The following is a 25188-nucleotide window of genomic DNA, read 5'->3' on the forward strand; positions in this document are numbered from 1 at the left end:
CCGGAGCCTGACATGCATGCCAGCCCTCGCTCTGCCCATCTGTATGCGCTGCCCTCTTCGCCGGAGGGTGATGGCGACGTTGCCGCGCGCACCGCATCGCCGCTGCTGACCTTGCCGCATGCGCGCAAGCTGGGCACGTCCATTCGCGCCACGGCGCAGGTGTTCCACGATCCGGTCTCGGTGGCTTTGCTGGAACGCGTACAGCGTGTGGCACCGAGCGATGCCAACGTGGTCATCATCGGTGCCACCGGTACCGGCAAGGAACTGATTGCGCGTCACGTGCATGCGTTGAGCCATCGCCGTGATGCGCCCTTCGTGGCCGTGAATTGCGGTGCGTTTTCGGAGAGCCTGGCCGAGAGCGAATTGTTCGGCCATGAGAAAGGCGCCTTCACCGGTGCCATCGCGCACAAGGCCGGCTGGTTCGAGGCGGCCAACGACGGCACGCTGTTCCTCGATGAAATAGGCGACCTGCCGCTGGCCATCCAGGTCAAGCTGTTGCGGGTGCTGCAGGAACGCGAAGTGGTGCGGCTGGGATCACGGCGCAGCATTCCCATCGACGTGCGCGTCATTGCCGCCACCAACGTGCGCTTGCAAGATGCGGTGGCGGCCGGCCATTTCCGCCAGGATCTGTATTACCGGCTGCAGGTGGTGCAACTGGCCATTCCGCGTTTGCGCGAGCGGCCTGCGGATATCCTGCCGCTGGCCTATCACTTCCTCCATGAATATCGCCAGCGGCTGGGCTATGGCGCGCCCCGCATCGATGCCGAAGGCGAACGCAAGCTGCGCGAGCACGACTGGCCGGGCAATATCCGCGAACTGGAAAATGCCATCCACCATGCGCTGCTGATCTGCCAGGAAGACAGCCTGCGCGCCGAGCACTTCCATCTCTCCCATGTGGAGCGGCGCCCGGCCTACGCCGCGCATGGCGGCATCGATTGCAGCAACGATCCCTTGCAAGCGCTGGAACAGGCCTTGCAGAACCTGTTCAATCAATCGCAGGCGGGCCTGTTTGAAAAAATCGAAGACACGGTATTTCGTACCGCCTTCGAGTTTTGCGAACGCAATCAGGTACAGGCCGCGCGCCTGCTCGACATCAGCCGCAACGTGCTGCGGGCGCGGCTGATCCGCAACGGGCAGATCTCGGCGCTGAAATGACGCTCATTGCAAAACAACAACTTGAACAGACTTTTCTTCACAACAAACTTACAATTTCCCAACAATTGTTAACGATTATCATTTATATTCATCGGCCCGATTATTTGCCTGGCTGTTTGAATACCGATGATGATGCACCGAGGATTTGCGACTTCCCTTCCCTGCCGCTGCGCCACCAGCGCCGCGTGGCTGCTGACCAGCCTGCTCGCGGTTGCGCCGCTGGCATGGGCCGACGATGCGGCCACGGCCGCCGGCAGCAATGCAGCGGCCTTGCCCGAGATCAGCGTCTCTGCTGGCCGCGACCAGGCCAGCAGCAGTTACAACGCCACCAGCACCAGCGGTGCCACGCGCACCGATACCCCGCTGATGGAGCTGCCGCAGTCGGTACGCGTGATGACCACCCAGCAGATCGAGGACCTGGGTGCGGTGCGTCTGGCCGATACGGTCGATTACGTCAGCGGCATCAGCCGCCTCAACGACTTCGGCGGCACCTGGGACAACTTCGCCATTCGCGGCTTCAGCAGTACCGACATGGGTTTCCTGGTCAATGGCTTCCCCGGTTCGCGCGGCTACAATCCGCGCCGCGATACTGCCACGATCGAACGCATCGAGTTCCTCAAGGGCCCGGCCGCCGCGCTCTATGGCAGCAGCGAGCCGGGCGGCACCATCAACATCGTCACCAAGAAACCGCAATTCACGCGCAAGAACAGCGCCGAACTCAGTGCCGGTACTGGTGGCCTGCGCCGTGCCACGGTCGACAGCACCGGTCCCCTGAGCCAGAACCTGGCCTATCGCCTGATCGCCATGACCGAGGAAGGCGACAGCCGTTCCAGCCTGCTCAACAACCGCCGCTCGCTGGTGGCCCCCTCGCTGGCCTGGGTGATCGACAAGGACACCCTGCTGAACTACGAGGCCGAATTCCTGCAGGCCAGCACGCCGCTGGACCGCGGCCTGATCAACGTGCGCGGCGTGCTGGGCACGCTGCCGCGCGACCGCGTCCTGAACGAACCCTCGGATGGCAACATGGCCATGCGCAGCAATACGCATCAGCTGACGCTGGAGCGCACGCTGTCCGAGCAGTGGCGTGCCAGGCTTGGTGCCAGCTACAAGGAAAGCAGCTTCGATGGCTATTACACCGAAGCGGCCCTCTCCAATCCGCTGGCCGCTGACAACCGCACGCTCAACCGCACCCGCACCTGGCGGCAGCTTCCCTCGCGCGATACCTCCTTCCAGGCGGAGCTGCAGGGCAACTTCAACACCGGTGCCATCGGCCACACCCTCCTGATCGGTGCAGAAGCATCGACGCTGTGGATGAATACGGAAATCCTGCGCTCGGCCAATACCCCCATCGATATCTACAATCCGGTCTACGGCAGCCCGTTGCTGCCGCTGACCAACCGCACCAGCAGTTCGGACGAAAGACAGCGCGTGAAGGGCGTGTTCGTGCAGGACCAACTGAGCCTGTCGCCGCAATGGAAATTGCTGGCGGGTGTGCGCTGGGATCAGTACAAGCAGAGCATCGAGAACCGCGTGGGCGGCGTCACCACCACCTCGCAGCAACAGAGCGCCGTGTCGCCGCGCGCGGGCATCACCTATCTGCCGACGGCCTGGAGTTCGGTGTATGTGACGGCGGGCAAATCCTTCCGTGCCAACAGCGGCGTGGATGCCAGCGGCCGCGCCTTCGATCCGCAGCATTCGACCGCCTATGAAGCCGGCCTCAAGCTGCAGACCACGGATGAACACCTGGGGGCCAACTTCGCGGTCTACGACATCACCAAGACCAATGTGCTTACCGCCAGCGATACGCCCGGTTTCCAGGTGGCGGCCGGCGAAGCCAAGAGCACCGGCTTCGAGGCCGATGCCTATGGCCAGATCGATGCGCACTGGCGTCTTTCGGCCAATTTCGCCTGGGACAATGCGCGCGTGACCAAGGACAAGACCCTGGCCGCCGGCACGCGCTTGGCCAACATCCCGGCCTACAGCGCAGGTCTTCTGGTCATGCGTGAAGATGCAACGGCCAATGGCGCGCGCTATGGACTGGGGGGCGGCGTGAACTACGTCGGCAATCGTTCGGGCAATACCGCCGACACCTATTCATTGCCGGCGTATGCGACGGTCAAGCTCCTGAGCTACTGGCAGGTGAGCAAGAATGTGCGGCTGTCGCTGGACGTGCACAACCTCTTCAACCGCAATTACTATCCCGGTTCGTGGAACAACCTCTACGTGATGCCGGGGGCGGAACGCACTGTCGTGGCGCGCATGAAGATCGACCTGTAAATCGTTTCCACGACGCCGCAAAGACAACGCCCCGATCCGCACTGCGCATCGGGGCGTTTTTCATGCAAGAAGAAAAGTCATGCTTGCACGTGCATCCATTCCTCGTGTGCCTGCTTGAGGCGAGCCACGCCGTCGATGATCTCCCGAGGCTGGGCATTGGCGAAAGAAAGTCGCCAATGGCCCGGATCGGATGGCGTGGCATAGAAGGCGCTGCCCGGCACGTACATCACGTTGTGGCGCACCGCGGTCTGCAGCAGCGCCGTGGCATCGGTGCCATCCTTCCAGCTGGCCCAGATGAACATGCCGCCTTCCGGCGCGATCAGCGAGAGACGATCGCCGAAGGCCTCGCGCAGCGAAGACAACATGATCGCGCAACGTTCGCGATAGGTAGCGATGATGTGCGGCAGATGGGCCTCCAGATGCCCGGCCTGCAGATATTGCGCCGCCACCATCTGCATCCACGGCGCAGTGCACAGGTCGCCGGTCTGCTTGGCGATGACGGCACGGCGCAGAATCTCCGAGGGGCCGCACATCCAGCCGATGCGCAAACCCGGTGCCACGATCTTGGACAGACTCGACAGGTACACCTGCCAGTCACGCGCACCCTCGATCTCCTGCGCCACCTGCAGCAGCGGCGGCTCGGCCTGCCCGGAAAAACGCAGCTGGCCGTAGGGATCATCCTCGATCACGATGAACTGATAACGCACCGCCAGCGCAAGCAAATGACGGCGGCGCGCCAGCGGCAAGGTGGCGCCGGTCGGATTGGCGAAGCTCGGCACCAGGTACAGCAGCTTGGGCCGGGCGCCCGCCAGCAGCAAGGCTTCCAGGGCATCGGTATCCATGCCTTGGGCGTCCCCCGGAATTTCCAGCAGTTCGGCATGCGCCAGGCGCAAGGCCTGGATCGCCGCCGGATAGCAGGGCCGCTCGATGACCACGCCATCGCCCGGCTCCAGCAGGATGCGCAACAGCAGTTCAAACCCCTGCTGTGAACCGGTGGTGACAATCAGTTCGCCCGGATCGGCACCACCGATGCGCGCACGCGTGACCCGCTTGAGCACTTGCGCAAGTTGCGCCGCCCCTTCGGTCGCCCCGTATTGCAGGCAGGCCGCCGCTGCGCTGTCGAGCAGGGTGGCGGCGCTCTTTGCCAGCCCTTGCGTATCGAACAGCGCAGGCGCCGGATAGCCGCCGGCAAAGGAGATCATGCCCGGTTGCTGCGTGTACTTGAACAGCTCCCGGATGGGCGACCCCTGGGGCGACTGGAAGGCCGGATTGAAACGATAGGCTGCGGTCATGATCGATACAGGCTTATTGCTCGATCATGCGGTTCCAGCGGTTGTTCCACTCGGAGCGCTTTTCGTTGACGGTATCCCAGTCGACGGTGTTGAGGTTCTTGGTCAGCACTTCGCTCTTGCCCAGCTTGGCTTGCGCGGCGTCCGACAGCGGCACGTTGCGGTTGACCGGGATGGAATTGGCCAGCGCCATGCTCTTGGCCTGCACCGCCGGGGTCAGCAGGTATTCCAGCAGCTTCTGCGCCAGTTCCGGTTCGCTGTTGCCCTTGATGGGGCAAGCGCCGGTCATGAGCAGCACGCCGCCTTCCTTGGGGGTGGCGAATTCAGCGGGGATGCCCTTGTCCTTCAGGTTGGCGATGCCGGTCACGGTCAGCGGGAAGATGGCCGCTTCATTGGTCTGCACCATCTCGGAAATCTTGGCCGAGCTGGAGAGATATTCGACCACGTTGGGGCCGATGGTGCTGCCCCACTTCTTGAAGCCGGGGTCGACGTTCTTGTCGGTACCGCCCACCAGGCGGTTGAACATCATGAAGCCATACAGGCCGAAAGTACTGGCCGAGATCGACTGGAACACCACCTTCTGCTTGTACTTGGGATCAGCAAAATCCATCCACGAGGTCGGTGCCGGCCAGCCCTTCTCAGCGAACAGCTTCTTGTTGTAGCCGATGCCGAGCACGCCCATCTCGATGGCCACGGCCTGGTCGTTGGCCAGGCGTGCGAAGGGATAGACATCCTTGAGCACGGCGGCGTCCTTGACCTTTTCGCACAGGCTCATGTTGATGGCGCGGTACATGATGCCGTCATCGAGGAAGGCCACGTGCATCTGCGGCTTGTCGCGCTGGGCCTGCATCTTGGCGATGATGTCGGAGGAGGTGCCGGGCACCACCACCACCTTGACGTTGTTGGCCTTCTCGAAGTCGGGGAAGATCGAGGCGGTGTAGTTTTTCTCCATCGTGCCGCCGTTCATGCCGACGTAAATGGTCTTGGTCTGCGCCTGTGCACCAGTGGCGATCAGGGTCGCAGCGATTGCACAGGTCACTGCCAGGGTCTTCATCTTCATTACTGCACTCCTTGCCGGTTTGCCGTTGTGGGTCCCGCTTGCGCGGGCGTGGGTCGTGGGATGCCATGCCGGATTCCCAGGTGGAGCAGGAATCCGGCAGCGGTGCTGCATTTTTGCTTGGGGTACTGCGGTTGGACGTGGCCGTCGCTCAGTCGATATCGAACTTCACACCCTGCGCCAGCGGCAGGGTCTTGCTGTAGTTGATGGTGTTGGTGGCGCGGCGCATGTAGTTCTTCCAGGCGTCCGAACCGGATTCACGGCCCCCGCCGGTTTCCTTTTCGCCGCCGAAGGCGCCGCCGATTTCGGCCCCGCTGGTGCCGATGTTGACGTTGGCCAGGCCGCAGTCGCTGCCCACGGCCGAGACGAAGAGCTCGGCTTCGCGCATGTCATTGGTGAAGATGGCCGAGGACAAGCCTTGCGGCACGGCGTTGTTCATGGCGATGGCATCGCCCAGTTCATCGTACTTGACGATGTAGAGGATGGGCGCGAAGGTCTCGTGATGCATGATCGCGGTCTGGCCGGGCATGGTGACCAGCGCCGGCCGCACGTACCAGGACTGCTGGCCCATCACGTCCACCCGTTCGCCGCCGGTGACTTCACCGCCCTGCGCACGCGCTTGCTTGAGTGCCGCCTGCATGGCATCGAAAGCAGCCTGGTCGATCAGCGGGCCGACCAGCGTATCGCCCTGCAGCGGATCGCCGACCTTCACGCTGGCATAGATGCGCTTGATCTGCGCCACCACCTGGTCATGGATGCTGCTGTGGACGAACAGGCGGCGCAGGCTGGTGCAGCGCTGGCCGGCCGTGCCCACGGCGGAGAAGGTGATGGCGCGCAGGGCCAGGTTCAGGTCGGCCGAAGGCGCGACGATCATGGCATTGTTGCCGCCCAGTTCCAGCAGGCTGCGGCCCAGGCGTTCGGCCACCACGGTGGCGACCTTGCGGCCCATGCGCACGCTGCCGGTGGCGCTCACCAGCGGCACGCTGGCCGAACGCGAGAGGGTCTCGCCCAGGTCGGCACCGCCGATCAGCAGGCCGCACAGTTGCGCCGGCACCAGGTTCGGACGCTGTGCCGAGAAACGCGCCACGGCCTTGGCGAACAGGGCTTGCACGGCCAGTGCCGTGACCGGCGTTTTTTCGGAAGGCTTCCACACCACGGCATTGCCGCACACCAGCGCCAGCGCGGCGTTCCACGCCCACACGGCGACCGGGAAGTTGAAAGCGGTGATCACGCCGACCACGCCCAGCGGATGCCAGGTTTCCATCATGCGGTGGCCGGGACGTTCGGAGGCGATGGTCAGGCCATGCAGCTGGCGCGACAGGCCCACGGCGAAGTCGCAGATATCGATCATTTCCTGCACCTCGCCCAAACCTTCGGAGAGGATCTTGCCGGCTTCCTGGGTGACCAGGGCACCGAGTTCGTCGCGATGCTCGCGCAGCACTTCGCCCAGCACGCGCACCAGTTCGCCGCGCACCGGCGCCGGCACTTCGCGCCAGGCCAGGAAGGCCTGCTGCGCGCCGGCGATGGCCGCTTCGGCGTCAGCCGGCGTCTGCGCCTTGAGTTGCGCGATGACCTCGCCATCACGCGGCGAACGGATCACCAGATCGTTGCCGGCGTAGGCCGAGAAGTCAGCACCCAGGGTGGAGAAGATGCGTGGAGATGACATGGGGTTCCCTTGAAAAGTGGAGTGGGATGGGTCTGAAACGATGGAGTATAAGGACAGCCGCCCCACTTCTTAAAACCAAAAAATTTCACCACATCATGAGTTTTTGGAATGCACTGGCCTGGCGCGCGAGAATGCGCGAGGATGGGCGAGGATGGTGCAGCGCATCACTTCATATCGGCCGCAAGCCCCCGTGCCGTGGCGCTTCCAGCCGCGGTGCCGGGGCCGCGCCGGTGGCGGCCTGCAGCGCCCTCATGGCATGACACGAGATGCATCTGCACGCAGGAGAAAAATGCGCGGCCATGAGTTTTTGTCAGCCTGGGAAATCGCTGCACCGAATCGATGCAGCGCGATGGAAGACCTCAGCCGCCCTGTGCTTCGCTCAGGATCCACTCGCGGAACTTGAGGATGGCCGCCTTGCCGGCGTTCTTTTCGGGATAGACGAGGTAATAGGATTGCGGGCTCTTGACCGCCAGCGGGAAAGGGACGTGCAACTGCCCCAGGCTGATCTCGGTCTCGACCATGAACTTGGGCATGAGCGCCACCCCCATGCCGGCGACAGCGGCCTGGATGACCATGGCCAGTTGCTCGAAGCGCGGGCCCGACAAGGCATTGGGGCAATCCACGCCGACATGGCGGAACCAGTCCTGCCAGGCCTGCGGGCGCGTGGTGTGCTGGAGCAGCGTGACGTTGGCCAGGTCCTCTACCGAGCCCAGGCCTTCGGCCAAAGCCTTGCTGCAGACCGGCACCACTTCTTCGCCCATCAGCCGCACCATCACGGTATCGGGCCAGTCGGGTTCGCCGAAGTGGATGGCGGCATCGACCTGGCGCGTATTGAAATCGAAGGGCAGCACTTCCGTACTCAGGTTCAGCAGCACATCGGGATAGGCGGCAGCGAACTTGGCCAGTCGCGGGATCAGCCACTTCACGCCGAAGGTCGGCAGGATCGCCAGGTTCAGCACGCTGGCCAGGCTGTTGTAGGTCATCACCTGGAAGGTGGCCATCTCGATCTGCTTCAAGATGGTGGAGACCTGGGCCGCATAATCGCGGCCGGCTTCGGTGAGGATCAGGCGGCGGTTGATGCGCTCGAACAGCTTGACGTTGAGGTACTCCTCCAGGATCGCCACCTGGCGGCTCACCGCGCCCTGCGTCATGTGCAATTCATTGGCCGCCTTGGTAAACGACATGTGCCGGGCCGACGTATCGAAGGCGATCAGGCAGGACGTTGACGGGATGAAACGGCGCATGGGACGAAGACCGCTGGCTGAAGGCGGGGCAGAAGGTGAAGGAGCCCGCACTATAGCAAATGGCGTGCCCTCCCCTCCAGAGCGTCCCGGCACGCTGCCCGTCATGTGAAGCGCGTATTGCCCAGCAGGCAGTGCGGATCGAACACGTCTTGCACCCGGCCGGCCAGCGCGCGTTGCTCGGGCTGCGTGTAGCGCTGGTAGTAATGCTGGTTGAAGGGACCGATGCCGTGCTCGGCGCTGAAACTGCCTTGGTAACGTTTTGCAACCAAGTCATACAGCGCAGTGCGCAAGGCCTCGATGCGCTCCGGCGGAAACTGCGGCTGCTGCGCCGGCGGGATGGCCAGGTTGAAATGCACGCCGCCATCGCCCCAATGACCGAAGTCGAACACCTCGGCCCCGGCGAAGTCCCGTTCCACCAGGGCCAGTGCCTCCGCACGGAAGGCCGGCATGCGCGAACGCGAGACGGAGATGTCGAAGGCGACGATCCTGCCCTCCTGCTTGACGCTGTCGCTGATGGCATGGCGCAGGCGCCACAGGGTCTCGGGCTTGTCGACCACGGCATCGACGATGGCATCGTCGAAATGACGTTCCAGCCAGGCCATGAAGAGCTTGTCGAGATCGAAGTGCTCACTGGCCGCCGACGACGAACTCAGTTCCACCAGCAAGGCATAGTCCGGTAATGGATCAAAGGGGGCGCTCACCTGCGGCAGGTGGCGCAAGACCGATGCCAGCGCATTGCGCGAGATGCCTTCGAAGGCCGTGAGGAAATCGGCGAACTGCGCCTGGGCATCCTGCAGCAGGCGCAAGCCCGCCTCCAGCGAGGACGGCACGATCAAGGCGGTGGCGCGCTGGCGCGGCAGCGGATGCGCGCGCAGCACCGCTTGCGTGACGATGCCGTAGCTGCCGGCGGTACCGATGAAGAGCTGTTTCCAGTCCGGGCCGGTATTGTTCTTGTGCAGGCGGTTGCCCATCTCCAGCAGTTCGCCGGGCGGCTGCATCAGCAGCGCCTGCAGGCCCAGCGTGTTGTGGCGCACGTCGCCATAGCGGATCAGGCGTGCGCCGCCGGTATTGGCGGCCAGCATGCCGCCTACCGAGGGATCGGCCCCGAGGTCGATGGGAAAGCACAGCCCGTGCGGGGCCAGCGCCTGGTTCAGGTCCGACAGGCGGGTGCCGGCCCAGGCCTGGATCACGCCATCGACCGGATCGATATCGATCACGCCCTTGATGCGTTCCATGCTGAGGATAAGTTGCAAACCCGAACTATCAGGCGAAGCCGCGCCGACCAGGCCGGTGTTGGCTCCCTGCGGGACGAGCCGGATCTTCTCGGCTGCGCACAGGCGCATGAGCTCGGCGGCTTCCGCCACATTGGCCGGACGCGCCACGCACAGCGCCTGTCCGGCTCCATAGCGCGGGCCGTGCTCATAGGGCTGGCGCTCGGGCGCGGAGGTAATCAGGCCGGCGTTGCCCAGCAGGTCCTGCAGACGCGCCAGCGTGGCCTCAGCAGACACTGGCCGCCTCGTCGCTGGCCGCACCGGACGCCACCGCCTCGGTCATCTTGAAGATGCCTTGCGCGTTGCCGCTGTCGAAGGTCAGGTCCAGCTTGCGCTGGCCGGCCTCGTCGGCGAAATAGTCGCGCGAGATGAATTCGTAGAAGGAACCCGGCACGGTGACGGCGACCGGCTGTCCATCCTCGCCCTGCAGCTGGTAATCGACCTTGACCGCACGGAAGGCGGTCTGGCGCACGCGGCCATTGCGCGAGACTTCGACCTGGTCCTTGATGGGACGTCCCAGCTGGCGCTGGCGTTCGGCGGTGGCCACCACGTCGGAGACGCGGTCGGTGGCGTGATTGAAGGCATTGCCTTCGGTGGAGATCCAGGCCATCTCGGCGGACTCGGCCTTGAGCGTTTCGTACTGCGACAGGGTCGGCAGGTCGTGATGGCGGGCGAAGCACTTGAGCATGGCGGGCAGCAGGCGCTTGGCCTCGTCCATATCCAGCTTGCCTTGTGCGGAGAGCTTGGCCAGCAGGGCCAGCACCTCATCGGAGAGCGGATTGCGCGACGTGGCCAGCACGGCGTTCACAGTCTGCTGGAATTGCGGCGAGAACTGTTCAGGATGCAGTTCGCTCACGAAGAACTGGGCGATCTGCTCGGCGTCGTCGATGTGGGTATAGACGCGGCCGGTCATCTTGATGCGCGCCAGCGGATAGGTGCCGGTCTGCTGGTAGCCCAGCGGCAACAGCACGCTGGTGAAGAGGGTTTCGCCATCGGGGAACCCGCTGTCGCGGCCGAGGCGCACGGTGCGCACGGCGCCGTGGTCGAAGCAGATCTTGACGCCCTCGCGCTCGGCATCGGCCACATAGTCACGGCCGGTGGCGACCTGTTGCAGCAGGCCTTCGAAGAGCAGCATGTTCAGGGCCTGCGCCAGTTCCAGGCGCGAGACCTCGGACGCCGCGGGGCGCAGGGTCGAAGCGGGGACTTCCAGGCGCGCGAACTGGCGCTGCACCAGGGCCTCGTCGCCGTAGTGGGAAAGCAGGAGTTGATGGAGATTGCTGTGCTGCGCGGAGATCGTCATTTGCGTGCCTTTGACCGGGTGACTATGAGATAGCCTCATGGTAAGGGCAGCGCGGGGGGCAAATAAAACGATAAATTCTGGGGCTTCGATGCCTTTTACTCATGCAAGGGCGGGAGCGGGGGTGGAGCGCACAAGCCGGCTGACGGGGCTGGGGCAGCCCATGCGGTTGATATGCCAATGTCGATCACGATGCCGAGCAGATGCTGATCTGTCCATTGACTGTCGTCCCAGAGAGGAAAGGCGGGTGCATCCTGCGCTTGTCGGCATCGCCCTCTTCCCTCTACCGTGTTGCGCCACCGAAAACCCCCTCCGCGGTAACGCAACGCCGGCGCGAGCTTGCAGCCCGCAGTGCCCCCCGACACATGACCGGCAGGGAACGACAGGGGAACTGTATTACAAGCGCAGCGATTTGATTAGCCGTCGTTTTGCGAACGTACTCGTTAATCAAATTGAACAATGCAAGCGCCGCAACGCTTTACCGCGCAGCCGTTTCCTCGTCCTCGGCTGGATGACGGCGCGCGAAATAATCCTGGATCTGGGCAATGCAGGCCAGGATCTTGGCGGGCACGGCGTCGCGATGGCGGGTGGTGATGAAGGCGCAATAGCCCTCCAGCGACCAGTCCGGCAAGACTTCCACCAGCCGTCCCGACTTAAGATCATCTTGCACCTTACTGCGCAGGAAGCGGCCTATGCCATGTCCCTGCACGGCCAATTGCCGCAAAGAGCGCGCATGGTTGGCCGTGATGCGCGGCGTCAGCCGCAGCTGCGCGCACTGCCCGGCGCGGTCGCGCAGGGTTAGCTCCACAGGTGCACCCGGCCCGTGCGGGCTGAAGAAGAGCAACTGGTGATGGAGCATGTCCTCGGGTCGGCGGATCGGCGGGTAGGCCTGGAGATAAGACGGCGCCGCACACAGCACGGCCTCCATCCGGGCCAGCGGGATATCTCCCGGACCGGGTGCCCGGCCTACGCGCAGGGCCAGGTCGACGCTCTTGTCCATGAGGTCGAAGTTGTGATCGCAGACATCGATGCTGATGCGCAACTGTGGATGATTGCGAATGAAATCATCCAGGGCTGGCACCAGGTATTCGGGTGCCATGAAGCTGGAAGAGGCAATGCGCAGCTCTCCCACCAGTTCGGTATGCAGGCTCTCGGTGGCATCGCGGGCCTCGTTGGCCAGCGCGACGATGCGCGCGCAATGGGCATAGAAGCCCTGCCCGGCTTCGGTCAGACTGAGCTTGCGGGTGGTCCGGTGCAGCAGGGTAGTCCCGAGGATGGCTTCGAGCGCGCTGATGTGCTGGCTCACCGACGAGGAGGTCAGCCCGAGTTCGCGAGCCGCCTTGGAGAAGGCGCCCAACTCGACGACGCGGGAGAAGATCACCATGCGGGGCAGGTAATCCATGGCATTGTTTTTCATCGTGGCGCAGGGGTGGTCGAAGGGGCAGGCTCGACTATAGCGCGGGATGTTGTCTGATGAGCAGATGAGATGAAGCGGAGATTGGGGCTTGTTTCCTGTTTGGCAGGAAGCGGTGGGGAGCGGGTGAGATAGTCACTTGTGTTACCAGAACCCAGTTCAAATCTTGACGGCTGATTTTTTAATTGCACGGATACCTATCTTTCCATAATTTCATGAAAATTTGAGGCTCCGTATCGTCAGAGGTAGTGGAGCTAAAAATGTGAGGCTACCTGGTGCTAACTAAATGAGAATAGGTGGCGCTTTTTCTGTGAATATTCATTCAGTCGAGCTGGACAGCTAGAAAACCATTGTAGTTGCCCCCGCAATTCAGGACACTCAGACATCGTTAAGTTACTGATGCTGCAGCCCGTCTGAACTCGCGAGGCGAGCGGTATTTCAGGGCCTTGTGCGGATGGCGCTCATTGTATTGCTCGAAGGCAGAGGCCAGATGTGTGAGCGCCGTGGGCACATCGAGCTTATCCATGAAGGCGATGTAATCATGCTTCATCGTTTTTACGAACCGCTCCGCCATGCCGTTACTCTGTGGCGAGCGCACGGGCGTGGTCAAGGGCTCCAATCCCAGCTCGCGAGCGAAGCTGCGTGTGCGATGGTCGATGTAGGCCGAGCCGTTGTCGCTGAGCCATTCATTCACCTGTGGAGTCTGCGTGCTTCCAAACCTCTGCTCCACGGCGGCCAGCATCACGTCGCGCACGACATCCCCGCTATGCCCACCGGTAGTGGCCGCCCAGCTGATGGCTTCACGGTCACAACAATCCAGTGCAAACGTCACTCGCAATGCAGCCCCGTCATCACAACGGAATTCGAAGCCGTCCGAACACCAGCGCGCATTACTTTGCTTGACCGCTACGCGACCATCGTGGCGTCGATTGTCGCGTCTCACACCAGGTCGGCGCAGCAGCAACTCGTGCTCTCGCATGACGCGATAGACCCGCTTATGGTTCACGCACGCTTGCCCCAGAGATTCCCGGCTACGTCGCAGCAAAGCCCAGATGCGGCGATAGCCATAGCTCGGCAAGCTCGCGACATGCAGCTCAATCTCTTCGAGCAAGCCGCTGTCGTCGACTTTGCGAGCACTACGGCCATCTCGCCATTCCGGGCTCCGGGCTCGTTTTACTGCCACTGCAGAGCGCGCCACACCGAGAACGTCACAGACCACTTTCATTGGTCGTCCTCCGGCAGCAAGGGCGAGCGCGCAATCAGGTTTTTTGACCGGCCCCATTCGACGGCCTCGCGCAGAATCTCGTTCTCCATGGTCTTCTTGCCCAACAGCCGCTGCAGTTCTTTGATTTCCTTGATGGCCGCGGCCAGCTCCGAGGCAGGGACTACCGTCTCGCCAGCCTTGACGGCGGTCAGACTGCCTTCCTGGTATTGCTTGCGCCAACCAAACACCTGGTTCGGGTTCACCCCGTGTCGCCGGGCAACGGCTGATACGGAAGCTCCAGGAGCCAAGGTCTCCTGGGCGATGGCTATTTTCTCTTGGGGCGTGCGTCTTCTGCGACGCTCCGGCTCGGTCAGAATCTCGATATGGTCCACGGTTTGCCTAGTCGTAAAACTGGTCATAAGACTATCCTCTAATTTAAGAGAGTCTTCGTGTCCTGAGATTCAAGGGGCTATTCCAACCATAAAACTACTCAGCGCCGATAGCCTATTACTCTAAGATGTCCGCAACCGGCCATAAACGATTCTTCCGTTTGATCATCTTTTATCCATCCTGGTGGATAGATATCCAAACAGAGCTGTTTTCATTTCCGCTTCAAGCTGAGGTTTTTCAGCCGACGAGGCTTGCTCACACACGCCGATTAGGCTCTTCACCATTCCCAAAGCAATCTGCGCCATACGCACAGCCTCGGCGTTCCCTATCTCAGGGGCACGCCGAATGAATGTCTGGGCGAAACGCATGCGAAGGCTCTCCCTCTCTGCATCAGTACGCGTACTTCTCACCGACGATGAAAACAATACCAAGTAGGCAGGATGCGCTGAAATGAAACCAGTCATCAAATCAACAATACCGTCCGCGAAACCATGAAGATCGAGTTTCTCCTCTTGGGATAGAAACGCACTCCACAAACGGTCCATCTCTTCTGCATACGCAGTGCGCATTGCTGTCGCAATGGCGTCCTTATTGGGGAAATACTGATAAAGGGCGCCAATCGACATGCTAGCCACGGCTGCAATTTCTGTCATGGTCACTGCCTCAAGCCCCCGGTCGTAGATCAATTCCTCCGCGGTAGCTAGGATTTGGCGAATACGATTCTCGGAGCGATCCTGCTTTGGGACGCGGCGTGTAGAAGTAGACTTATGTGAGCACATCCTCACATTATATGATTATAATAATGAGGAAGTCCTCACATTTAAGGAGCAGTTGAACATGCAGACCAACAATGCCGAAAATACCGCGCTAATTGTCATTGACTTGCAAAACAGTAATTTGGCACGCCAACTGGCGCCCCACTCATCAGATCAGGTGCTAGCTAACAGCATTCGGATCGCCGATGCACTCCGTGCAGCCGGAGGGCACGTCATCTGGGTGCGGGTAGACGTCAATGCTCTACCGGCTCTACCTGCAGACAAGCCACTTTCTCGTCCTTCTGGTGCGCCACCGTTACCGCAAAGCGCCTCAGAACTTGCACCCGCCGAGCTGTTGCCGAACGCATTGAATCCGCAGCTCCGCACAGCCTTGGGATCGCCAAAAGGCCAAGTCTCTGTGACGGAAAGCGGGTTGAAGTAGTAGGCGCGCAGGGTCCGGAAGAGGCGATCGGCATAGCGCCGCTTGGCAATCAGGGTATCGGTCATGCCGTTGCCGAACGGGTTGGCCGCGCCTCCGTACCAGGATCCATCCTCCCCACCTGGCCAGCCCATGCTGCGGCGCATGTTCAGATTGGCTTTCTGATATTCGAACCACACGTCATCGGTGATCAGGGCGCTATCACCCTCGATGGAATATCGCTGAGAAGCAACCTGCCACCCAGCTGCCACGAAGCGATCGATGTCCGCTGTGGTCATGCGCGGGATCGGCTGTGCACCAGTGAACGAAAAGGACAACGGGTCCGGATACAGCACGCCGACCATGCCGGCCTTGTCCAAGATGCTTTTGGCGACGAGGTTGCTGGCGAGGTATCCATCGTCAAAGCAGAAAACAACCTGGGCAGTGGTACTTGCGTTCGGCACATAGTCAATCGCACCCAGCGCCATCTGACCTCCCACAGAGCCAGCCGCGTAGGTAACTCGCAGCATCACGAACAAAACGGCGCTCTTGTCGGTAAGCAGTGCGCCGCCGTTCAGCGTGTTGATTTCCGAAACCGAAATGCTGAAGCAGCCGAAGCAACCTGGCGTAGAAATCTTGGCCAGCAGCTCGGCGCGGATGTCGGCCGAGATAAATTTTGTGCCAGGCGATGCCGGCGTACCTGCCGAATAAAGCTCAATGAACATGGCCGTTGGCGTGGCCGCGATGGAAGAATTCACAGACGGGATCATGCTGATGTGAATCGAACCGTTGGTCATGTCCAGAGGCGTGGACAGTACGGCCGACTGCGAGAAGCGGAAGGTGTTGGCGGATGGGACCGTGAATACCACGCTGGTGCTGCCGGTGAACGGGTAGAAGCGATCCAGCGCGATATCCGAGCAGTTCGCCGCGCTGCCGCCGCCGACGTTTACCGCCTTGTCGAACAGAGCCAGGCGCTGCAGGCCAGGCTTCTTGTGACGCTTCGGGACGCCGCTACCGATGGGAAAAGCGATAGGCGGGCCACCGGCCGGGTTCACCAGGCCAAGCGCATTGGTTTGGGAATCGGTATCCGAGGAGACGGGCTTGGGCGTGATCGGCTGAACGACCCATCCTGCGCCGGTGAGAGTGGCATTGATCGGCATATCTGTTCCTATTGCGAAAGAGTGTTTTCAACGACCTTTTGGCCTGCGGCCTGCATCAGCTCTTGCTGCTGGGCCTGGGCTTGGGCCTGCTGGCGTGCCTGGTTGTCGGCCTGGCGCTTCTCGGCCAGCTGGTCCGGGCCGCGCAGCAGCTTGGCCGGCACGCCGAGCGCGAGGCCCTTCTCGTAGTTCGCGGCATCCATGTCCACGATGTCCAGCGTGCTGGTGTTGCCGGTGGCAGCGGCCTGCTGGATCAGTCCATCGATGAAGATATCGAGCGCCGTGACCTCTTCCATCTTCTGGGCACGGGCCAGCGGGCTGATGTACTTGACGATGAAGTCACGGCCCAGCAGGGATTCCGGGATCGGGCCGAGTTCGGCAGTCAGCGCGCCAGCCCGGTAGGCGATGGCAAAGCAGCGTTCGATCATGACCTGCAGATACTCGCCCTGGAAGCGGGCAAACATAGGGCCGAGCTGCTGGCGGATCTGGTTGGCGCGCAGCTGGATCTCAGTGGCGGAGCGCACAGGGCCATCCAGCGGGGTGAGCTGGTCGGCCAGCAGGGACCGGCTGATGCTCTTGCGCAGCTGCTCGGCCTTGGAGAACGTCACCTGGAAATTCGCGCCCGTCTCCAACGGCTGCAGGTTGTCCATATCGGCCATCATCACCACGCGGCGCGGGCCGATCTTCAGCGTGCGGGAGTTCAGCACGCCATCGTCCTTTGCCTTCCACATGCCAGACGCCGCGATATCTAGGCTCTGCAGCTCCATGCGCAGGATGTCGTTCAGGGTCTTGACGGTGGGCAGGACGTTGGAGCCGATGCCGGTGGCGTAGGGCGTCGATGGGATCAAGCGCCAGCGCGGCACGGCGCAGGGGAATTCGTGGAAGCCGCTGTCGCGCACCAGGTGCTTGCCGTCCTCGATGTGTACGGACTTGAACGGCAGATTCTTGCTCAGGATGCCTTTCTTGCCCTCGCGGTTCGGGTAGATGGCCCAGGTCATGTTGACGGTCTCGGACAGCTTGCCGTCGTTGAACTTGCGCTGCGTGGCCTCGGACATGGCATCCAGGCCGTATTCGGCCACGGCCTGTTCCACGGTCGGGCACCACTGGCGATGGATCGTGTCCACGCGGCCCTTGGAGGTGGAGGCGGCGACGTAGCACTGCCACAGCGGCCAGGGTTCGAAGTTGAAGCCCCCGATGGGCTTGCCCTGCTCGTCCTTGGCCTGGTCGATGAACATGACAAACCAGCCGGCCGGGATCAGGTCGCTCAGGTTCTCGTAAGCGGTGGAGTCGAAGCCGGACGAATGGATGTTCTCGAAGAGGAACTGCGTTGCACCGTCCATCCAGCGCGTCTCGTCCTCGGCCTTCTGGCCGGCATCGAGGTCAAACCAGCGGGAGTTCGGCGGGTGCATGCCGGATGCAATGGCCGACTTCAGGGTCTCGGCATCGTCCATTGCGGTGTTGTCGTAGAGGCGCGCGCGCTGGGCGGCCGCCGTGTTGCTGGCACCATCGGTCGCGCCGTACCAGCCGATGGCACGCTCGGGCGCAAGGTAGTCGAACACCTCGCGCCAGTTGGAGTCGTGAGTCTGCCGCTGGCCCACCATGAGGCCATGCCGGCGCATTACCTTGTCGACGAGTTCGTTCATTGCCCGAGCGTGGCCTTACCGAGAGAGAGCGCAGTGCCTGCGCCGGTGGAGAGTGCGGAGGATTGCTGCTGGCGGCGGCGGGCGGCGTTCGAAGAATTCGTCTTCTGCGCCGCCTCGGCCGCTGCTGCCGCTGCTTCCGCCTTGGGATCGGTCTGTACGACCGCAGGGGTACCGCCGCCGCCGCACATGTCAGGCGGCCTTCGCGCCGGCGGTGACCTGCCAGACCTTCGATTCGGGGACAAACCAGCCGTCCTTCGTCAACACCGGCACGGTGGAGGCACGCACCGCCTTGTCATCGATGCTGGGCAGCGGGACCGGCGCGGGGCTCTGCGCTTGGGCGGTGCGCAGGCCAGCGGCCAGCAGGGCCTTGACCTGCTCGGCCAGCGCGGCATTCTGCTCGGCCATGGCCTCGGTGGTGGCCTTCATCTCGTCCAGTTGGGCCTGCAGCGATGCGTCTGCAGCAGGCTGGCCGGTGGCGGCTTGAGCCTGGACGGTGCCAGAGCTATCGCCAGTGCTCGCGCCTGCCTGGCCAGCGGTGTCGGTTGCACCGGTGTCGGCGGTGTTCGTGTTGGGATCTTGGCCGGGGGTGGCCACGGTGCGGGAAGTTGCCATACAGCTCTCCAGGTTGTTGCCGGCGCTGGCCGGAATGGGTCAGCGGCAACTGTACCGAGAAGGCCTGTCGGAATTGCGATACTTCGCTCAGCGTTCAGATCGACCCTATCGCGGTGATGACTGACACTGTCGCGAGAATCAAGGGTATATAGCGCTCCGCGTGCTGCGGCAGCTGCATTCGTTCACTGGTTTATCCGAAGCGCACGCTGCGCTGTGTTCCGGACCGTCGTACCGCGGCGGTTCAAATCCGCGCACTACTGTGTCTGCTGCCAGCTCGTAAGGAAGTCCATCGACCTTCACCAGGCTCCCGGCCGGGAGCGTCCATTCCTGCTTTTTCTTAGGAGATTTCATCTTGGCTCTCTACTTTCTTGACTATGACTTGCGCAAAGCGCGCGATTACAAAACTCTCTACGATGAACTAGCCAAATTCGGCGCGACCCGTGTGCTGGAATCAACTTGGTGCTTTGTTCGCATCAACGCCAATTGCGCCGCCCTGAGAGATCACTTCGCAATGTTCGTTGACGCAGACGATGGATTAATCGTCACCGAAGTAAGTGGCTGGGCGGGCAAGAAGCTGGATGGATATCCACCGTCCAACTGGCAGTAGCAATCTCATTTGCGAAGCCGGCGATAGCTTTCACTCGCCCTCCTCGGCACCGCCGGCAAGTTCAATCTCGGAAAGGTAGTCAGTGACCGGCCGCAATGTTTCTGGCCGCATCCGCAGCTGGCGGTCGCGCTCAATCGCGGCCGCCCTCTTCTCCTGCTCGTCATTCAAGCGCGCCGCCTCTTCCTGGGCGCGCTCCTTCGTCATGCCGGCCGAAGCAACGGTCATCACTGAGCAACCAGGTGTGGGATAGCCAACAGCATAAGAGCCGTCTGGCATGGGGCCGATGGGGGTGTGGGTCAGCATATACACCCCTCAAGACGAGGCCTGATCAGGCGGACGAAGACTACCGTCCTCCCCAATATCTCGCGATTTCGCCAACGATTGAATCCCCATCGCGACCTTATACGATGGGCGAACCTTCCCGACACGACCATTGGCGATGTCCGAAATGGTTGGCTGGCTGCACTCTACGTGCTTAGCGATCTCGGCTTGTGTGAGGCCAGCCTGAAGAAGCGCCTTAACTATTTTTTGGATGTCCATACGATTCAGTATAGACATATCTATATTTTTACTCAATAGGAAAATCTATGGGGTTTAATATAAGAATATCTATCAACACTTTGGAGTTTAAAAAATGTCTTTAGGACAACGCATAAAAGAAGCGCGTAAAGATGCAAATCTTTCCCAGGCCGAGCTTTCACAACTTGTAGGGCTTCGCCAACCCACCCTTAGCGACCTTGAAAACGACATGTCGAAAGGGACCACTAAATTGGCGAGCATTGCTCGCGCCCTGCATGTCCTTCCTTACTGGCTTGAGACAGGCAAGGGACCTAAGGCGGCAATCACAGGTGATGCAAAGGTAGGAGATTTAAGTAGAGCTGCTTACCCGAATCTTTCTGAGGAAGCCATCGCGGTGGCAATCGCGTTTGATTCGCTCAAATCTGAAGCGCAACGCCAAGCTGTCCTGGCACAGCTAAAGGCATTCACTGAGAGTTAATCTAAATGAATCTGACATTTGCCTGGCTGTTCCATTTGGAGAGGATTTTGCTGTATTGGTCCAAAGGAATCGAATGATATTTCCTGATTGGGCACCCAGGTCGCTTGTGCAAGCATGGGAGCAGCATCAAGCAATACTTGCCGAGAAGACTGATACTCCACCTGAAATTTACGCGGTGGTGCAGCGAGATTCGGAAATGTTGTTACGCCTTGGAACCAGGGCGGAAATGCAAAATATCTGGAATTTCCTACTTAACAGAACCTTTGTTAGCACTTTTGCTTCACCAGAGAAACTCAATTTAAACGGCGGCCTCCTCGGATCGATCAGACGCGCCTCGCATAATTTCGATGCCGACCTGCTTCTTACCGAAAAAGAATACAAAAATGAACTTGCCGAAATTTCGGCTCTTGCAGACCAGCTCGCCCTAAAGCTGATTAAATTCAAAAAGTTAAAAAACCGAAATCCTTTCCGTTTCGGTTATTCGCTGACACCAGAGCAACTTGATAGGGCAGGAGAAATGTTCAAAGTAGAATTGTTGGAATCTGCTGAGCCCCTCCCTCCTTCGCGAAAGAGACTATCAACTGCTTGGCGATTAGAAGAATATCTACCGCCTTTGCACGCTCAATTGACGTCGCTCGCGTCTCGTGCAAAGGAAGAATCGGAAAGCAGCTCCAGCAGACTCCAAAATCTTCCGAGAAAGTTGAAAGACAGAAGAAAATCTTTTAGAACCTACTTCATCAATGCCGTGAAAGATAGCCTGGTGGGGATTTATGGAGATTTTTCTCCCTCTCGAATTTCGACCTTTTGTAGTATTGCTCTCGATGATCCTGAAATAACCCCTGATTTGGTCCGAAAATTAGCTCCGATTGATGAAGAGACCAAAGCGATGATCTTGCACTTGAACAAAAATTTCCAAGCGGAAGATTAGCCGTTTTTTTCTGCAAAATGTTACTCGCCCATAGGCTGGCGAGTCTTTAAACTTCCGTTCGTCCGTCGCAAATATTCCCACAGGACTTTAGTTCCATCGTTGCTCGAGAACATGAAATGCAAAAATATAGATATTTCTATTGACCTAAAATATAGGAAAATCTATTATCCGAAATATAGGAGGGCCGTATGGACAAGAATTCAAAACGAAAAGACGAAGCCGGCATAACGGACGAAGTCCGCTTGAGACTCGAGCTTTGCGACCGACTGCTTGCAGTCGCGCTCAAAGAAACCGTCGACGCCGGCCCAGAGGCTGATGCACTTATTCGCGCGGCCCGGCGATATTTGGCAGATATCACAGTTCTACTGCCATAAACGAAAGGGCCACCAAGTGCGGCAAACACTTAGTGGCCTTATGAAACTCACCCTGTCAGGAGTTAATTTCATGAGCAGAAATAGTAGCACAGGCGCGGCTAGCGTCAAGGGCGTGGAGTCCGCATCCACGCGCCCCATCCCCAAAGATGCCAGCTATCTGGCCCACCAGGCAGAGCAGCTCCTCGCGCAACTGGAAATCCTGCATGTCTTTGCGACGCAGAACCCCGAAGCATGCAAGCCGGCTGTCACCGGTGCCATCGGTGCGGCTTTCGACGCGGCCGCCAACCTGAGCCGCGAGCTCGATGTACTGGAGGCCGCAGAATGAAGCCTTCCGCCATCCTCCTGTCGCATCCGGCATTCAATCGCCCCAAGGTCATCAACCCGATTTTCCCCGGGCGGAAGAAAGGGTGCGCCACCCTTGCGACAGCACGTCGCAAGCGCGCTCACGCGCAAATAGACGTTTTGCTTGGCCGCACTACCTCACTCAATCGGGCCGACCAGGCCCGCCCTTCGGCCAGCGCCGTGCTGGAGAAAATCAACGGTCTTTATCTGTCCGCAGACCTGAACCGCGCGGCCCACATGCTGCGGTTCCTGGGCGTGATCGTTGAAATGGAAATCGAACATCGGCTGAAGCCGGCATCGCAGGGAGGCCAGAAATGAACAGAGTGGACGAGAACCTCAAGCAGGTCGTTCGGACCTGCATTGATGCCAGCGATTGCGCGGTCGGGATGCTGAACTCGTTGGGCAGCCTCTTGGCCGGTATTCAAGCGATGGCTGGTGGCAATCAAGACGTTCAGCAGTTGGCACAGCTCGGCGGCGAAGTGATCGACGGCTACATGGAGACCATGCGCTCCTACAAGGACAATCTGCCCGAGCTGGCTGATGGAGGGAAAAAATGAAAAAAGAAAATCGCTCAGGTATCAAGCTGGCGGCCAGCAAACAGCCGACTGCTACCCTCACCGCCACCGAGGCGGCGCTTATCAGGGACTTCCGCCTGCTGCCTGCGTTCGATCAACGCTCGATCATTGCGTTCTTCGGCTTGAGGGTGGCGCGCGCTTTGAAGGAATCAGCGCGCGAATCTGGCAATCATCTGAGGCTCGTCAAATGAACAAGACTCCTCAAAAATCCGGCGCTGCCAAGCGCCTGCGCGTGGATACGTACCAGGTACAGAAGACGATGTATGCCCTCGCCGGCGGTGAGCTCAAGAAAACCGTGACGCTGGGCCTGTCGCCGCTGTTTGGCAGCCGCTTCGCCGCGGCGAAGGCACTACGAAAACTTCGTCGTGAGCATCCCACGGCGACACTGGTGCATGTTCGTTCTGAGTTCACCGAACAGGAGAAGTGGGCACGGTTTTGCCTGATGTCGATGGTGGTCCGCGCTGGCCAGCAAGGGGGCCGGCCGTGAGTAACCCCCGTGAGAACAATGGCTGCGTTCACGATTGGGTCTGTGTTTGCATGGATTTCAATGATGCCCTCTATCGATGCCAACTGTGCACCGCCTATGGTGATGGTCACGGTCACACTTGGCTTGTCGATCCGGTTACCAGAAAGCACTCGCACATGCCGGAAAAAGGGAGCGCAGCATGAGCGATACGACCCAATTGCGCCAAGCTGTCAAACTGATGCTTGACGTCATGCCGAACTCGCCCATTTTCAGCGCAGTCCAGGTTGACGCTTTGATCTGCGATCTGGATCGTGTTGCTGATAAACCTCAAGCTTCGGAATCCTCCATCGCCGGCCTCGTCGCTGGCGTGGTACTGACCCAAGAGCAGGTTGACAGCATTCTTCGACTGACTGACTCTGCTTCCAATGATGGCCGCCACCAGCGGCCTGGCCTGGCAACAGGAGTTCTTCACTGCGCAAAGTGTGGTTTGCACGCGACTCTCATCGGCAGAGCCTATCGGCAAGCCAAGGAAGAGGGTTGCCCGAACGGCTGCGGCCCGCTCTGGCCACTGACCTGGGAGCAGCACGTTCAGAAACTGGAGGCACGCGTCACAGAACTCGAAGCTGCACTTAACGCAAAATCCATTGCGTTAAGTGGGCCTGACGCAAATCCCCCGCAGGGCGGCTAAAGCGCGATGAACGACGAAATCGCCATGACCCTGCAGGAGGCGGCCGAGCGGCTGAAGCTGTCCTACAGCACCGTTTTCGCCATGCGCGAGCAAATCGGATTCCGCCTGCCTGGATCCCGTGTTTGGCGCGTCTGGCCCTCCCGCCTTGCGGAACTCAGCGAGAAACGCAACAATGTGACCCGGCTACCGCTGCGGGTTGCAGGAGAAAACAATTGCCAATCCGCAAAAATCCCTCATCAGGCATCTGGTGGATTGACATCCGCGCGCCAGGCGTCCCGCGAATTAGACGCTCTTCTGGCACGACGGATAAACAAGCCGCGCAAGAACTCCACGACCGAGTAAAGGCCGACCTGTGGCGTTCCACCAAGCTGGGTGAGGAACCTGATCACACCTTCGACGAGGCAGCGCTGGGCATGCTGAAGCTGGCAGAAGGCCAGCGCGACTACGAAACGAAGGTGAGGCACGTGATGTATTGGCGTGCCGCCCTCGGGGCTTCCACCCCGATCCGCTCTTTAACTGCCGGCAGCATCCTTCAGAAGTTGCCAACGCACACCACGCACAGGCATCGGAAGGCAACCCCGGTGACGCCGGCCACGAAGAATCGATACCTGGCCACGATCAAACGGATCCTGACCCTTGCCACAGAGTGGGGATGGATCGGCCGGCCGCCGAAGTTGAGCAAGTTCCAGGAGCCGGACAAGCGGGTGCGCTTCGAGTCGAGGCCAGTTATCAAGGCTTTGATCGATGCGCTTTCGATTGAATGGATGCGTGATATCGCATTGGTGGCCGTGGCCACCGGCATGCGCGCCGACGAGCTCCTGTCACTGGAGCCCAAGCATGTGGACTTGACAAACCGCAATGCCTGGGTGACCGCTGAAGAGGCCAAGTCCGGGTACGCACGGGCCGTGCCGCTCAATGCCGACGCACTGGCGGTGATCGAGCGCCGGCTGCATACGGCACAGCTCTATGTTTTCGAGCGGGCGACTAAAGATGGCAAACCCAGCAGGATCAGCCAGATCGATGACAGGTGTTTCAAGCGCGCTTGCGCCTTGGTGCAGATCACAGATTTCCGTTTTCACGATCTGCGCCACACCTGGGCATCTTGGCACGTGCAGGCCGGCACGCCGCTGCTAGTGCTCAAGGACCTGGGCGGATGGGAGACATTGGACATGGTGCAGCGCTATGCCCATCTTGCTCCCTCCCACCTGGCGCACCACGCGGAAACGGTCACGTTTTGGTCACAGCAGGATGCAGAAACAAAAACACCACTCCGAAGAGTGGTGTAAATGTCTGATTTCTCAGAGTTTTTTGGTGGCCCCCCCGTGAGTCGAACACGGCACCAACGGATTATGAGTCAAAAGC

At 60.6% G+C, this 25188-nt stretch carries 29 protein-coding genes; 15 read left to right on the top strand and 14 right to left on the bottom strand.

The features are described 5' to 3' along the window. The first annotated feature begins 12 nt into the window (after positions 1-12). Together ACWHXP_RS15785 and ACWHXP_RS15790 are read left to right on the top strand one after the other, a co-directional pair. Complete coding sequence (locus ACWHXP_RS15785) at positions 13-1155, top strand: sigma-54 interaction domain-containing protein (RefSeq protein WP_489635595.1); 1143 nt, start codon at positions 13-15, stop codon at positions 1153-1155. 126 nt (positions 1156-1281) lie between these two features. Further along, positions 1282-3432 carry a TonB-dependent siderophore receptor gene (locus ACWHXP_RS15790; protein ID WP_489635594.1) on the top strand — a complete coding sequence of 717 codons (2151 nt, stop codon included), beginning with the start codon at positions 1282-1284 and terminating at the stop codon, positions 3430-3432. 77 nt (positions 3433-3509) lie between these two features. On the opposite strand, the gene ACWHXP_RS15795 is transcribed toward ACWHXP_RS15790, so the two are convergent. The 9 genes from ACWHXP_RS15795 to ACWHXP_RS15835 form a co-directional block, all read right to left on the bottom strand. Beyond that, on the bottom strand, positions 3510-4724 hold the full coding sequence (locus ACWHXP_RS15795) for an aminotransferase-like domain-containing protein (RefSeq protein ID WP_489635593.1): 1215 nt from the start codon (positions 4722-4724) through the stop codon (positions 3510-3512). 13 nt (positions 4725-4737) lie between these two features. Beyond that, positions 4738-5775, bottom strand: a complete 1038-nt coding sequence (locus ACWHXP_RS15800; RefSeq protein WP_420840906.1) for an ABC transporter substrate-binding protein — start codon at positions 5773-5775, stop codon at positions 4738-4740. 154 nt (positions 5776-5929) lie between these two features. Then, positions 5930-7444 carry an L-piperidine-6-carboxylate dehydrogenase gene (gene amaB, locus ACWHXP_RS15805; protein WP_489635592.1) on the bottom strand — a complete coding sequence of 505 codons (1515 nt, stop codon included), beginning with the start codon at positions 7442-7444 and terminating at the stop codon, positions 5930-5932. Positions 7445-7803: 359 nt separating this feature from the next. Next, entirely contained in the window at positions 7804-8688 is an 885-nt protein-coding gene (gcvA, locus tag ACWHXP_RS15810) for a transcriptional regulator GcvA (protein WP_209567925.1), read from the bottom strand. Positions 8689-8789: 101 nt separating this feature from the next. Further along, positions 8790-10196: an FAD-binding oxidoreductase gene (locus tag ACWHXP_RS15815; protein ID WP_489635591.1), complete on the bottom strand. Its 1407-nt coding sequence runs from the start codon at positions 10194-10196 to the stop codon at positions 8790-8792. Further along, positions 10186-11259 (bottom strand): DUF1338 domain-containing protein, encoded by a 1074-nt coding sequence (locus ACWHXP_RS15820; protein ID WP_489624754.1) that lies wholly within the window; start codon positions 11257-11259, stop codon positions 10186-10188. The genes ACWHXP_RS15815 and ACWHXP_RS15820 overlap by 11 nt, the downstream gene beginning before the upstream one ends. 475 nt (positions 11260-11734) lie before the next feature. Continuing rightward, positions 11735-12658, bottom strand: coding sequence for a LysR family transcriptional regulator (locus ACWHXP_RS15825; protein ID WP_489635590.1), 924 nt, complete (start codon positions 12656-12658; stop codon positions 11735-11737). A gap of 400 nt (positions 12659-13058) precedes the next feature. Continuing rightward, positions 13059-14293, bottom strand: a protein-coding gene (locus ACWHXP_RS15830) for an IS3 family transposase (RefSeq protein ID WP_489635589.1) whose coding sequence is annotated in 2 segments (ribosomal slippage) — positions 13059-13933 and positions 13933-14293 — 1236 coding nt in all. Because the reading frame shifts where the segments join, the coding sequence is not laid out codon by codon here. Positions 14294-14428: 135 nt separating this feature from the next. After that, positions 14429-15043 (bottom strand): TetR/AcrR family transcriptional regulator, encoded by a 615-nt coding sequence (locus ACWHXP_RS15835; RefSeq protein WP_489624751.1) that lies wholly within the window; start codon positions 15041-15043, stop codon positions 14429-14431. A gap of 58 nt (positions 15044-15101) precedes the next feature. On the opposite strand from ACWHXP_RS15835, the gene ACWHXP_RS15840 reads away from it, so the two are divergent. Continuing rightward, complete coding sequence (locus tag ACWHXP_RS15840; protein WP_489635588.1) at positions 15102-15461, top strand: isochorismatase family protein; 360 nt, start codon at positions 15102-15104, stop codon at positions 15459-15461. Between the two features lie 1144 nt (positions 15462-16605). Here the strand turns inward: ACWHXP_RS15840 and ACWHXP_RS15845 are convergent. Genes ACWHXP_RS15845 through ACWHXP_RS15855 form a run of 3 tightly spaced genes read right to left on the bottom strand, consistent with a single transcriptional unit; the run spans position 16606 to position 18849 of the window. After that, complete coding sequence (locus ACWHXP_RS15845; protein ID WP_489635587.1) at positions 16606-18237, bottom strand: portal protein; 1632 nt, start codon at positions 18235-18237, stop codon at positions 16606-16608. Then, on the bottom strand, positions 18234-18425 hold the full coding sequence (locus ACWHXP_RS15850; RefSeq protein WP_121044716.1) for a hypothetical protein: 192 nt from the start codon (positions 18423-18425) through the stop codon (positions 18234-18236). Before ACWHXP_RS15850 ends, ACWHXP_RS15845 begins: the two co-directional genes overlap by 4 nt. 1 nt (position 18426) lies before the next feature. Then, entirely contained in the window at positions 18427-18849 is a 423-nt protein-coding gene (locus ACWHXP_RS15855) for a hypothetical protein (RefSeq protein WP_489635586.1), read from the bottom strand. Between the two features lie 352 nt (positions 18850-19201). Between ACWHXP_RS15855 and ACWHXP_RS15860 the strand changes: the two genes are divergently transcribed. After that, positions 19202-19456 (top strand): hypothetical protein, encoded by a 255-nt coding sequence (locus tag ACWHXP_RS15860; RefSeq protein ID WP_489635585.1) that lies wholly within the window; start codon positions 19202-19204, stop codon positions 19454-19456. Positions 19457-19486: 30 nt separating this feature from the next. Here the strand turns inward: ACWHXP_RS15860 and ACWHXP_RS15865 are convergent, their stop codons facing one another. Continuing rightward, a complete protein-coding gene (locus tag ACWHXP_RS15865; RefSeq protein WP_489635584.1) occupies positions 19487-19759 on the bottom strand; it encodes a hypothetical protein in 273 nt (90 codons plus the stop codon). A gap of 9 nt (positions 19760-19768) precedes the next feature. Next, a complete protein-coding gene (locus ACWHXP_RS15870) occupies positions 19769-20014 on the bottom strand; it encodes a helix-turn-helix domain-containing protein (RefSeq protein WP_489637746.1) in 246 nt (81 codons plus the stop codon). Positions 20015-20090: 76 nt separating this feature from the next. On the opposite strand from ACWHXP_RS15870, the gene ACWHXP_RS15875 reads away from it, so the two are divergent. The 11 genes from ACWHXP_RS15875 to ACWHXP_RS15925 all read left to right on the top strand — a co-directional run bounded on the left by ACWHXP_RS15875 (position 20091) and on the right by ACWHXP_RS15925 (position 25112). Beyond that, positions 20091-20453, top strand: coding sequence for a helix-turn-helix domain-containing protein (locus tag ACWHXP_RS15875; protein ID WP_489635583.1), 363 nt, complete (start codon positions 20091-20093; stop codon positions 20451-20453). A gap of 73 nt (positions 20454-20526) precedes the next feature. Continuing rightward, on the top strand, positions 20527-21381 hold the full coding sequence (locus ACWHXP_RS15880; protein WP_489635582.1) for a hypothetical protein: 855 nt from the start codon (positions 20527-20529) through the stop codon (positions 21379-21381). 188 nt (positions 21382-21569) lie between these two features. After that, on the top strand, positions 21570-21755 hold the full coding sequence (locus ACWHXP_RS15885; protein ID WP_489635581.1) for a hypothetical protein: 186 nt from the start codon (positions 21570-21572) through the stop codon (positions 21753-21755). Positions 21756-21825: 70 nt separating this feature from the next. Next, positions 21826-22080: a hypothetical protein gene (locus tag ACWHXP_RS15890; RefSeq protein ID WP_489635580.1), complete on the top strand. Its 255-nt coding sequence runs from the start codon at positions 21826-21828 to the stop codon at positions 22078-22080. Further along, positions 22077-22415 carry a hypothetical protein gene (locus ACWHXP_RS15895; RefSeq protein ID WP_489635579.1) on the top strand — a complete coding sequence of 113 codons (339 nt, stop codon included), beginning with the start codon at positions 22077-22079 and terminating at the stop codon, positions 22413-22415. The genes ACWHXP_RS15890 and ACWHXP_RS15895 overlap by 4 nt, the downstream gene beginning before the upstream one ends. Continuing rightward, positions 22412-22654 (top strand): hypothetical protein, encoded by a 243-nt coding sequence (locus tag ACWHXP_RS15900; RefSeq protein ID WP_489635578.1) that lies wholly within the window; start codon positions 22412-22414, stop codon positions 22652-22654. The genes ACWHXP_RS15895 and ACWHXP_RS15900 overlap by 4 nt, the downstream gene beginning before the upstream one ends. Next, the gene (locus ACWHXP_RS15905) at positions 22651-22863 is read left to right on the top strand and encodes a hypothetical protein (RefSeq protein ID WP_489635577.1); all 213 of its coding nucleotides are present in this window, start codon (positions 22651-22653) and stop codon (positions 22861-22863) included. Before ACWHXP_RS15900 ends, ACWHXP_RS15905 begins: the two co-directional genes overlap by 4 nt. Continuing rightward, complete coding sequence (locus ACWHXP_RS15910; RefSeq protein WP_489635576.1) at positions 22860-23159, top strand: hypothetical protein; 300 nt, start codon at positions 22860-22862, stop codon at positions 23157-23159. Before ACWHXP_RS15905 ends, ACWHXP_RS15910 begins: the two co-directional genes overlap by 4 nt. 178 nt (positions 23160-23337) lie before the next feature. Next, positions 23338-23826 carry a hypothetical protein gene (locus ACWHXP_RS15915; RefSeq protein WP_489635575.1) on the top strand — a complete coding sequence of 163 codons (489 nt, stop codon included), beginning with the start codon at positions 23338-23340 and terminating at the stop codon, positions 23824-23826. Positions 23827-23832: 6 nt separating this feature from the next. Further along, entirely contained in the window at positions 23833-24168 is a 336-nt protein-coding gene (locus tag ACWHXP_RS15920) for a hypothetical protein (RefSeq protein ID WP_489635890.1), read from the top strand. Next, complete coding sequence (locus tag ACWHXP_RS15925; protein WP_489635851.1) at positions 24069-25112, top strand: tyrosine-type recombinase/integrase; 1044 nt, start codon at positions 24069-24071, stop codon at positions 25110-25112. The genes ACWHXP_RS15920 and ACWHXP_RS15925 overlap by 100 nt, the downstream gene beginning before the upstream one ends. The last annotated feature ends 76 nt before the right edge of the window (positions 25113-25188 follow it).

It is taken from the genome of Herbaspirillum sp. Her2, assembly GCF_057961375.1.